The sequence below is a fragment of the Marinicella marina genome (genome assembly GCF_030065545.1).
GTDB lineage: Bacteria > Pseudomonadota > Gammaproteobacteria > Xanthomonadales > Marinicellaceae > Marinicella > Marinicella marina.
This window is the reverse complement of sequence record NZ_JASJNC010000004.1, coordinates 72,477-83,941: the sequence shown is the minus strand read 5'-3', so window position 1 is coordinate 83,941 and position 11,465 is coordinate 72,477. Positions and strand designations below refer to the sequence as shown.

Below are 11,465 nucleotides of genomic sequence, written 5' to 3'. Positions count from 1 at the left end.
ATGCTATTGAGGGCTGGTTATCAGCCCTTTTTTGTGGGCTACAATTTGTTTTTCAGTGACTTGATGTCTCGGCGTTGTTTTTTGGTGGGTCTGCCATCGGGCTTCGGCGTGCTGTGGTACTCCATTTTCTTCAGCAGTGTTTTAGCTTCACGGTTTTTGATGCTCTCATCTGTTTCTTGATAGAGTTGTTGCGCTATGGTGGCAGAGCCTCGTTTTTCAGCCAAGCCCAAAACTTCTACTTCCCACAACACGTCATTTTTTTTGATGCTGATGAAATCACCAATTTGAACGTTTCTTGAGGGCTTAATCTTTTGTGCTGCGATTTTGATTTTGCCTTGTTCTACCTGTTTTTTTGCCAGTGAGCGAGTCTTGAAAAAACGCGCAGCCCACAGCCATTTATCGATTCTAACCATACAAATATTATGCCATAAAAAAGGGCGCCTTAAAGACGCCCTGTGTTACTTTTTAAATGAAATTAATCAGTCTGGCAATTCACAGCCAGTGATTCTAACATTATCAATGGCCCAGCCTTCAGGGCGACCAACAGACGAATCTGAAGTCATTCTGAAGCGGTACTGGACATCACTGCCAGCATTGTCATCTGCATTGACATTGAAAACAGTCTCTGGGCGTGGGTCTCCACACCAAGCATTTCTATTATCTGAAATTGGGTGATCGAATCCACCGGTAATTGGACCGTCATATGCATCATTGATGATGTCTGCATTTGTAACTTGAACAAAAGGACCACCATCAACTGATATTTCTAACATTGCAGAATCGTAACATTGAGTACCAGCATTATCTTCAATAGTCTGTGTATTCCAGAACCTCAATGTCAATGGGCCAACTCCTACTGGTAATGACATGACTGGAGAAACCAAAGATGTGTCATTTACTACTGGTAGGTCATCAGCTTGATACGCTAAGCTTCCACCTTCGCCAACAGGTTGTAGTGACCAGTTAGTTTCACCACTGGCAGTTTGGATTTCCCAAGGTGTAGCAATTGGGCCATCAAAACCATCAGCGAAAATCAAATCAGCTGCAGGTTCTACAATATCGTCAAATATATATGAGTAGACATCGACCTGTGAAGTACCAATTGGACAATCGCCTGGTGCTACCTGTGTGGTAAAGATGAATACAGAACTCACAGAATCACCACATGGGCTCTGTGAAGTTACTCTCCAATAATGATCTGTACTGGTCGCTAAATCACTGTCAGCAGTGTATGAGTTAGTTGCAACAGTCTCTGAAACTACAATGTTGTTGAACAAATCGTCAGTAGCAACCTCGATCAGATAATTGGTGGCATTTGCATCAGCCGACCAAGTAAATGTAGGTGTTGGATTAACACCTGTAGAACCATCTGAAGGCATCATCAGTGTAGATGCACCTGCAGTGCCTGGAGAATAAGTAACGTCAATATCGACAGTTCTTTCAGTAATTGTACCCATATCATCGCCAGAGGCTAAGATTGTTATGGTTTCAGTACCCACTGTTCCACTGCCATCAACATCAAACGTGTAATCTGAACTGAACGGAGCTGTAGTTGCATTAGTCGAGAAAGCACCATTAAGAACGTAACCAGGGGTAGCGCTCTCGCTTAAAGTGATGGTTCCAGGATAGCCTTGAATATCGTTGGCTGTTACCGTTACAGTGTTGTCGACATCACCAGAACAAACTTCAATTGAGGTTGGACTTGCCGCCAATGTAAATGTTGGTTCGCCGAATTGGTTGTTTGAAAGTCCAACCACGAAATCAACTGAGCTAGCACGGTTATCAGTCCAACTGAATGCGATTTTATCTAAAACAACTGACAGTCCGTTGTAATCACCCCATTCAAAATTATCACCAATGTTTGATGAAGTCTGAGTAGAGTATCGTTGTGCTCCTTGTGGTAACCATGAAGCACCACCATCAAGAGACACATTGTAATAAAAGTCAACACCTGTACGATTGGTTGAGTTCCTGGTGTCATAAAAACCAATATGAATAGCATCATTTTCAGCAACCATCAACCATGGGTGAAATCTATCAATGGCATTATCAGAACCACCGGATAGCTCACCGTCTTCAGGATGTGGCTTAGGTAATTCAGACCATGTAGCTCCCGCATCAGTTGATTTAAACACCCTGATTTCTCCACGGTTTGCTGCAGCAGCGCCTGTTCCACCGCCAGTACTATCGGCAGTTTCATCGGTGATTGCAACATAGATGTTATCATTTGAGTCAACATCAACCGATGTATAAATGAACACCTCCCTTGTTTCCATGGCAGGAATTGGGAAATCAAATCTGCCTCGAATCGGAGTAACTTGAACCACAGGTTCGAATGAGTCACCTCCATCGGTAGATTTAAGCAAGTTAATTCCAGAACCATTTAAACCAGGATAAAAATAGTAAACGTTACCGGCAGAGTCAGTAGTGATGTCAGAACCAATTCCGGTATCAGTACCTACCGCAACTGGAGTTGTCCACGTGGCTCCAAAGTCTTCAGATTTTGCAAATTGCATAACATTTCCTTTGTGGTATGTTATGTAAACATTGTCCTTGTATGGAGAAGATGGTGACCTATCGACGTGGATGAACTCTTTGTCATTGGCAGCATCACCATCAATAACAACCATTGGCGCCCAAGTCTGTCCTCCGTCTTCTGAAAATGTGGCACGAATATTACATCCGCCAAATCCACAACCTTCTAATTCGGCTTGATAAACCCGTTGTGGAACTACGTCTGTGGTAGACCAATCAACAGTCGGATCACAACACGAATCATCAGGGTTTACTTGCGATAGAGTCCAATTTTCACCACCATCAGTAGAATAATACATACTTTGTCCACCGTTGGCGTTAGCACCAGCAACGACTTGCATGTTGTTATCAGGATTAAATTCAAGTGTGGTTTCTGCACCTTGGTCAACCAAGATTTCGAAGTCTGGATCAACGATGCCACCTCTGAATTCTGGATCTGATTTGCCATTCAAGTCATTAGGATGCCTGAATAAGCCCAAGCCCTCTTTGTACCAGTGTCCGTCTACAATTAATCCACCATACATACTCAAAAATGATTGGTAAGTCTCTCTGTTATAAAAGTCACCTAAATGTGGTGCATTCTTTCTTACTAAAACTTTGAAAAACAATGGAACATTTCTCAAAACTTGGTCGTTTTCAGGAATAACTGATAAGTCATCAGCTGTGAGTTGGTAGTTACGGTCATCCCAAGGTCCGCCATATTGTTCGACGAGCTTGGTGTAATCAACGCGCTGATCCGCACCTAATTCTTGTTTGACATCTGCAACGGCAGATAAACTCGCTGTGAACATCACAACGAACATGATAATAAATTTCATTGAATACCTCTTTTTTATAATAGTAATGAGATGATAAATTGATGGAATATGAATATCAAGAAAGAACTCTACTTTAATTTAGATTTTTTTTATATAAAGTGCAAATGTTAAAATTTTGTAATTAATTTATGACACTTTAATAACAAATTAAATCAGGGGTTTGTTACAAATCCTTTTTCGGAGGAACGATCAGATTTCCAACCAACAAGCCAACCGAAATGGCGACTGCAATTAATACTGCATTAAATGCCGCTTGGACACCAGTCATGGTGTCGTTGGTATACATGGCAGAGAGGGAATTGAAGCCAATACTGCCTGGAACCAATAAAATGATGCCGGGTATGTGCATCACTGATGCTGGGTTTGAGCTGATTCTTGAGTATATATTGCCCGCCATTGAGACCAATAAGACTGCAGCCAGGGACTTGAAGGGCTGTTCCATCCATACACCAATCAAACTGGAACCCGCGAAAGCAATGCCGATAGAGAGAAAGATCCAAAAAGTATCAGCCAAGCGCGCTTTGAATAACACCCCAAAGCACAAGGCGGTGACTGCCAAGGCACAATAGTTGAACCAGGCAGGAATGGCATCAACCTTATGAACTGTTGTTTCTCCATAAATGCTTTGTGCGATCAAATAACCCAAGGCCAGACCAAAAGATAAAAGGAATAGGTTGGTAACCGCGCCCGCCATGCGGCTGCTGCCGGAGACCAAGTGACCAGTGGATAATTCACGCATAGCCACCGTGATGCCTAAACCAGGAACCAGTATGATTAAGCCAGCCAAAGAAACCAAAAAATGATCAATGTTTTCGGTGAAATGACTGATGGTGATGGCGGTAAAGCCCACTATCATGGCCGCTAAAGGTGCCAATAACTGTGATAAGTATTTATAAGGAGCACTATAAATAGTGATGATGCCGGTGATTAAGCCCAACAAAGATGCTGCTGCCACATCAAACCAACTGCCTGCAAACAAAGTAGTAAAACCACCGCCAACCAAGCCAAAACACAATGCAAACAACCAATTTGGGTAGCTGGCTGGTTGGCTGGTGATGGCTTTGATTGATTTCAGTGCATCGTCTAAACTGATTTCATTATTCTCTAATTCATTTATTACTGCATTGATGGTGTGCAGTGTCGTCAGGTTGATGTCATTGGGATTGGTTTTAATCATGTATGAACGTTGTGAGTATTCATCTTCCCCAATGCTGGCCAAGACTGCTGTGGGCATGGCAAAAAAACTGGCCTCTAAATTGAATTTATCTGAGATGACTTGCATGTATGACTCAAGTCGATGGGCGGGTGCACCAGCTTCTGAGATGGCTCGGCATATGTGCAACAAGATATTGGCTTGTTTACGCCGTGTGGTTCGATCCCTTTTTGAACTTTCTCTGATTGACAGTATGCTGGCCATAATAGTGATGAATAATTCTGATAAGCAGCAATATTAACCCGATTAACAGATATATCAAGGGTTCTGTTATATCAGATTTAACCAACCATATAAAATGTAAGCATGCCAAGCCAATCACCAGATATATAGTCTGGTGCAGTCGTTTCCATTTCTTGCCCATTTTCCTGATCATGTAACGGTTGGAGGTGACAGCCATGGGCAGCATCAACAACCAAGCCAGCATACCAACTGTTATGTAGGGGCGTTTAACTATATCTTCCCACAAGTGTCCCCAAGCCAAACCCAAGTCAAGCCAGGTGTAGATGATTAAATGCAAGGTAGCATAAAAGAAGGTGAACAGCCCAAGCATGCGACGAAATCTGATGAAACCAACCTGTCCGGTGAGGATTTTTAACGGTGTCATGGCCAGAGTTAGCAACAACAAGCGCAATGACCAAATACCAGTTCGGTGTAACAACTCATCAATCGGGTCGGCGGTGAGATTCCTCTGAAAGCCGTCATAAACCATGATGCCCAAAGGCAACAAGCAAAACAAAAAAACCACTACTTTGATTGTTTTTACATATTTAAACATCAATAGTATTTAGTCAGGTCCATGCCTTGATACATATCCGCCACATAGTCTTCATAGCCGTTAAACATTTGGGTTTTGATGCGGCTGTTAAACAACGAAAATCCGCCGGTGATTCGCCTTTCAGTGGCTTGTGACCAGCGCGGATGATCTACATTGGGATTGACATTGGCATAAAAGCCGTATTCTTGCGGTGCTATGGCCTGCCAAGAATTAACTGGCTGTTTATCCAAAAACTTGATTTTTACAATTGATTTGATGCCTTTAAAACCATATTTCCAAGGCACAATCAGTCGCAATGGCGCGCCATTTTGGTTGGGTAATTTTTTACCGTACATACCTACAGTCATCAAAGTCAGCTCATTCATCGCTTCATCCATGCGCAGACCTTCGCGATAGGGCCATGGAATAGAGCGGCCTTTTTGGCCAGGCATTTGTTGCGGATCATATAACGTCTCAAAATAGACATATTTGGCATCACTGGTAGGCTGACAGTATTTAACCAAATCCGCCAGTTTGAAACCCATCCAAGGAATGACCATAGACCAAGCTTCCACACAGCGCATGCGATAAACCCGTTCTTCTATCTGAAAGTTACTGATCAGCTTTTCTAAATCAACTGGGCCTTGTTTTTCACATAAGCCGCCTATCTCAACGGTCCACGGCTCTGTTTTCATCGACCCTGCATTTTCAGCTGGAGCCGATTTTGATAAGCCAAACTCATAGAAATTGTTGTAGGTGGTGGCATCTCTTTCCTCAGTCAATTCATCAATCACAAATGAGGGGTTGGTTTTATGTTTTGGTAAGGTCAAAGCCATTGAGCTTCCAGAGAGCACACTGGCCCCCCCAATCAACCCAGCTTTGATTAATTTACGGCGACTTTTATAAATGCTTTCATCGGTTACTTGATGGTCTTTGTGGGTGTTTTTGAATTTCATGGTTAATTAACTTGGTATTTTTTTTAAATATACTACAATTCTAGACACTCAAATGTGAATAATCTTTCAAATAAATGACGGTATATAATTTTTCTGCTGGTCCAGCAGCACTGCCCATTGAAGTCAAACAACAAATCGAAGCTGATTTATATGATTGGAATGGCACCGGTTGTTCTGTGATGGAAATGTCCCACCGCAGCCAAGAATTCAAAGACATGGCCGATGAAAATGAAGCTTTGGCCAGGGAGTTATTGAACATTTCAGATGATTATGCAGTGATGCTGATCCCTGGTGGTGCGCGTCTGCAGTACTCAATGCTGCCTATCAATGTATCATCACCGCAAGGCAGTGCTGTCTATGCGATCAATGGTCATTGGGGTAAGCAAGCCATCAAAGAAGCTTCTCGATTTACTCAAACTGTCAGTACAGCACCAATCAGTGATGAGGTTTACGCTGATATTCCAGACTATGATGCAGCAACATTAAACCCCAATGCAGATTATTTCCATTTTACCAGCAACGAAACTTTGGAAGGTGTGCAATGGCACAAACTACCTGAAACAAATGGCATCCCATTGTGTTGTGACATGACTTCAGACTTGTTAACCAGAGAGTTTGATGTTGATGATTATTCGATGATTTATGCCAGTGCCCAGAAAAATATGGGCATTGCAGGCATTACTTTTGTGCTGATGAAGCGCAATATGATTGGCCAATCTAAAAATCTCATACCTACCATGACTGATTATAAGACTTATGCCGATACCCGATCTTTCTATAACACACCACCCACATTTCCTTGGTATGTGATGTTACTGGTTCTGCGCTGGGTTAAAGCACAAGGGGGTGTGGGCGCAATTCAAGCGGCCAATCAGACCAAATCAAGTACACTTTATGATTATGTTGATCAAAGTGGTTTGTATATGAATAAAGTGGCAAAAAATTGTCGCTCTGAGGTCAATGTCCCTTTTTGGCTGGCCGACGAGAACCTCAACCAGGTTTTTCTTGAACAAAGCTCAGCAGCAGGCTTAAAAGCTTTGAAAGGACATATGGCTGTAGGCGGTATGCGCGCCAGTATTTACAACGCGATTCCGCTCAGCGGCATCGAGACTTTAATTACCTTTATGCAGGAGTTTGAACGCACCCATGGTTAAACTAGGACAACACAACCACCTCACAGTGAAAAACATTTTAACCATGGGTGCCACTTTGGATGGTGACAACAGCGGTGATATTTTATTACCAAGAAAACACATGCCTGATTCCCTGCAAGTAGGCAGTCAAATCGAAGTTTTTTTATACTTGGATTCTGATGGTTTGTTGACAGCGACGACTGAAAAACCAAAGATCACGGTGGGGCAATGTGCTTATTTAAAGGTCATAGAAGTTAATGAGGTTGGCGCTTTTCTGGACTGGGGTTTGCCTAAAGATTTGTTGTTGCCTTATTCAGAACAACCCAAACCTTTAAGGGCTGGCATGCACAAAGTGGTATGTGCCTATATTGATAAAGCTTCAAAACGGATTGTTGCATCAGCAAGACTGGATAAACATTTACAAGAATACAATGTCACCGCTGGAGATGGGGCTTTCAAACCCGGTGATGCAGTTGATGCGCTGTTTTGTGGTCACAGTGAACTGGGTTATAAAGCGGTTATTAATAACACCCACTTGGCGCTGCTTCATCACAGTGATGTTTATAAAAACATCAAAATTGGACAACAGCTTCAAGCCTACATTAAATCCATCAATGCTGATGGTAAAATTAACCTGACATTGCACATTCCCAACAAAGCCCAATTGGGTGATTTGGCCAGTCAAATTCTGGCTGAATTAGAGGCAGGTTCTGGTGTGAGCTTTTTGACTGACAAAAGCAGTCCCGAGGAAATAAAACTGAAATGGCATGTCAGTAAAGGCAGTTATAAAAAAGCCATCGGTGCCTTGTACAAACAACGAAAAATTGAAATTCACAAAGACCACATCAAATTGGCTGAATAACAACAATCTATAGTGGACTCGCTGATAATGCCAAATGTATCACATTGTTGACATTTGTTGACCATGTGGCCAATGGCTTCATGCTATGATGTTCACGTGTGTTGCTATTGAGTCTGTGAATGACTCATTTGAATTGTTGTGATAGAAAACCAAAAAATCAAACATCCTCCCAACTCAGGAAGAGGCCAAAATAATGCGTGTTTCATATTTTTAATAGGCAGTTGGGCACTTATATTACTGAGCGTTCAAATCGCATTGGCCTCTGTACCAGAAGAGTGGAACACCATCCAACTTCAAGTTGAAGATGGCTTGCCGCAATCAACCGTCTATTCTGTCGTTCAGGACCAGTCAGGGTTTATCTGGTTTGGAACAACCAGCGGCGTGTCTCGCTATGATGGCTATGAATTCCTCAATTTAACCCACGATGGTGCTGACCCAAATACCCTGTCCAATAACAATGCCGGCAATCTTTACTTGGACAGTCAAAACATCCTCTGGGTGGGCACTTTTGGTGGTGGTTTGAATGCCATAGATATTGATGACAATAAAATCATCAGGTTCCCGTATTCAAGTCAAGAAGCGGAAAACATGATTTCAGAAAATGTTCAAACATTTTATGAGGATAAAGACGGAGTTTTGTGGATAGGAACGGGTACCGGTTTATATAGTTTTTTCGAGGGTGTGTTTGAACATTTTGATGTGCACGGTAAAAAATCAGGTGAATTGCTTCATAACCGAATTTGGGACATTCACTCGGCCGGTGACAATAATTTATGGCTTGGTACCTCAAATGGCTTATTTCATTTTGATACCTCATCTAAGCAATTCAGTCATCACAAGCTTCCAACTGAATTAATCTTTGATATCACCTCCACACAATTCAGAACCATTTATACCCAAAGTGGCTTGGTTTGGATTGGTTCATCCAGTGGTCTGTATAGCTTTAATCCCAGTAATGAATCATTTGGCTTTCATGGCAGCAATGATCAGTTCATCAAAGTCAATGACATCGAGCGTTTGAATGAAAGCCAATTATTGATAGCCAGTATGGCAGGTGTCTATTTATTTGATACTGATAACAACAGTTTCGTGACTGACGCATCGGGCCAACAGTGGCGGGCTTATCAATTTGCAGATATCAGGGATATTTTTATTGATGATACAAAAATCATGTGGTTGGCTTCCCGCAACAGTGGTGTTTATAAAGTTGATTCAACGGGTGGATTATTCAGTTATCATAAGAATTTGATGCCTTTGGATGATGCCAATGAAAAAGCAGAAAAAATTTGGACTTTCGCAGAGACTAACAATCAAGAATTACTCTTAGCCACTTCTGATACGGTTTTAAAGCGCACATCAGTTAGAGATTACCAGCGCATAGGCACAACTTCATCTGAATCTATTCCAGGCATCATAAGAGACATCATAAAAGCCTCTGATGGTGGCTTTTGGGTGGGTGGCAGTGACGGTTTGTATTATTTGGATCAACAAGCCAATGTGGCTGAAATTGTAGCCGAGCCATTCCAATTAGCGGGGATGGATCCAACTGATGTGTTTTCAGTCTATGAAACCAACAGTGGTGAGATTTGGCTGGCACTTTATAATGTAGGGGTTTTGCGCTGGCGCCCTGCGCAACAGAACGCAATTTTATATCAATCCATTCAAGGTCAAGCATTGACTGACTTGAATCTGATCAACTTACTGGAGGACAGTCAAGGTCGTATTTGGATAGCCAGTAGTTTGGTCGGTTTGATTCAGTTTGATTTGCCAAACGATCAATGGCGACTTTTTGCGCATGATTTTTCAGACCTTAATAGCCTCTCATCAAATCGAATCAAAGATGTTCATGAAGATACGCAAGGGCGAATTTGGGTCGCAACGGCAAGAGGACTTAATTTGTTCCGTCCTGAAAGTGATAATTTTGTCCGGTATGCTCAGTCTGACGGGCTTCTAGACGACAACATCAACATCATCTTGGAGGACTCAAAACAGAATATATGGTTAGGGCATAGGTACGGTCTATCAAAATTAAACGCTCAGGAGAATTCGTTCTCTTCATATGTATTCAAACAGTCAATCAGAAAAGGGGGGACTGTTACCCATTCAGGTTTTATTGATGCCAATGATGTGATTTATTTAGGTAGTACGCATGGTTATTATGAATTCAATCCAAATAACAACCTCCAAAGTCTGGTGTACCAACCTGAGCTCAATGTCACTGAACTCAAAGTCAATAACAAAGACATCATGACTCCCGCATTGACCATTGATCAGACCGAATTTGAATTAAATCACAACGATCAATCCATCCAGTTTAAATTTGCTGTCTCTGATTACTTGGCGCCAGAACAAATCAAATACGCCTACCGTTTGAAGGGCGTTAATGATGAATGGATTGATATCTCAAAAGATCGGTATGTAGAGCTGAAGGCTTTGAAACCGGGCCAATATCAGTTGGACATAAGAGCAGGGAACAACAATGACAGTTGGAATGAAAAAAACATCAGTTACCAATTATCAGTGAAACCAGCATGGTGGAATCAAACATGGATAAAAGTGTTGTTTTTTATCGGTTTGATTGTGCTGGCCTATGCCATTCACTTCCGCCGAACTCGTGCCATCAGAAAACAAAATTTAATTCTTGAGAGAGAAGTTTCAAAAAGAACTGAGGAATTACAAGGTCTGAACGTAAAGCTTGAGAAAGCGGCTAATACTGACTTTTTAACCAACTTACCCAATCGATTGGCTTTTATCAGTGAAGTGAATGCCAAATCAGAGCAAGCAAAATTTATTGGGCATCTTGTATTGGCTGATATTGATTATTTTAAGTCAATCAATGATAAATATGGCCACAGCGCAGGTGATGAATTGCTTAAGTCGGTGGCCAGGGATTTGCAAAATAACATGGCCGCAGGTGACATGATTGCACGTTGGGGCGGTGAGGAATTTATTTTACTCCTTAACGAAAGTGATGCTCAAGCTGCTACCTCAATGATTGAAGCATTGAGGCAGAAGATGGCCTCTGGTAGTTATTTATATGAGAATAATCAGTTGCAGATATCATTGACATTTGGCATGTGCCAATTCAATAGTGAAATGGACTTAATTGACGCCATTAATTGTGCCGATAAAGCCCTTTATGAAGGTAAAACCAAAGGCCGCAATATGACGGTCTATGCGAGGTAACTCGT

Annotated in this window: 8 protein-coding genes; 3 read left to right on the top strand and 5 right to left on the bottom strand. The window is 41.9% G+C overall.

The genetic code is table 11. The features are described from left to right. Positions 1 to 38: 38 nt before the first annotated feature. The 5 genes from QNI24_RS07440 to msrP all read right to left on the bottom strand — a co-directional run bounded on the left by QNI24_RS07440 (position 39) and on the right by msrP (position 6,279). Positions 39 to 413 (bottom strand): RNA-binding S4 domain-containing protein, encoded by a 375-nt coding sequence (locus tag QNI24_RS07440; protein ID WP_267175928.1) that lies wholly within the window; start codon positions 411 to 413, stop codon positions 39 to 41. 66 nt (positions 414 to 479) lie between these two features. After that, entirely contained in the window at positions 480 to 3,353 is a 2,874-nt protein-coding gene (locus QNI24_RS07435; RefSeq protein ID WP_267175927.1) for a hypothetical protein, read from the bottom strand. A gap of 163 nt (positions 3,354 to 3,516) precedes the next feature. Next, on the bottom strand, positions 3,517 to 4,770 hold the full coding sequence (locus tag QNI24_RS07430) for a threonine/serine exporter family protein (RefSeq protein ID WP_267175926.1): 1,254 nt from the start codon (positions 4,768 to 4,770) through the stop codon (positions 3,517 to 3,519). Continuing rightward, positions 4,712 to 5,344, bottom strand: coding sequence for a protein-methionine-sulfoxide reductase heme-binding subunit MsrQ (locus tag QNI24_RS07425; RefSeq protein ID WP_267175925.1), 633 nt, complete (start codon positions 5,342 to 5,344; stop codon positions 4,712 to 4,714). Before QNI24_RS07425 ends, QNI24_RS07430 begins: the two co-directional genes overlap by 59 nt. Further along, positions 5,344 to 6,279, bottom strand: a complete 936-nt coding sequence (gene msrP / locus QNI24_RS07420; protein WP_267175924.1) for a protein-methionine-sulfoxide reductase catalytic subunit MsrP — start codon at positions 6,277 to 6,279, stop codon at positions 5,344 to 5,346. The genes QNI24_RS07425 and msrP overlap by 1 nt, the downstream gene beginning before the upstream one ends. Positions 6,280 to 6,353: 74 nt before the next feature. On the opposite strand from msrP, the gene serC reads away from it, so the two are divergent. The 3 genes from serC to QNI24_RS07405 all read left to right on the top strand — a co-directional run bounded on the left by serC (position 6,354) and on the right by QNI24_RS07405 (position 11,460). Continuing rightward, positions 6,354 to 7,433, top strand: coding sequence for a 3-phosphoserine/phosphohydroxythreonine transaminase (gene serC, locus QNI24_RS07415; RefSeq protein ID WP_267175923.1), 1,080 nt, complete (start codon positions 6,354 to 6,356; stop codon positions 7,431 to 7,433). Further along, positions 7,426 to 8,274 (top strand): CvfB family protein, encoded by an 849-nt coding sequence (locus QNI24_RS07410; protein ID WP_267175922.1) that lies wholly within the window; start codon positions 7,426 to 7,428, stop codon positions 8,272 to 8,274. The genes serC and QNI24_RS07410 overlap by 8 nt, the downstream gene beginning before the upstream one ends. Before the next feature lie 255 nt (positions 8,275 to 8,529). Further along, positions 8,530 to 11,460, top strand: coding sequence for a ligand-binding sensor domain-containing diguanylate cyclase (locus QNI24_RS07405; protein WP_267175921.1), 2,931 nt, complete (start codon positions 8,530 to 8,532; stop codon positions 11,458 to 11,460). Positions 11,461 to 11,465 lie beyond the last annotated feature (5 nt).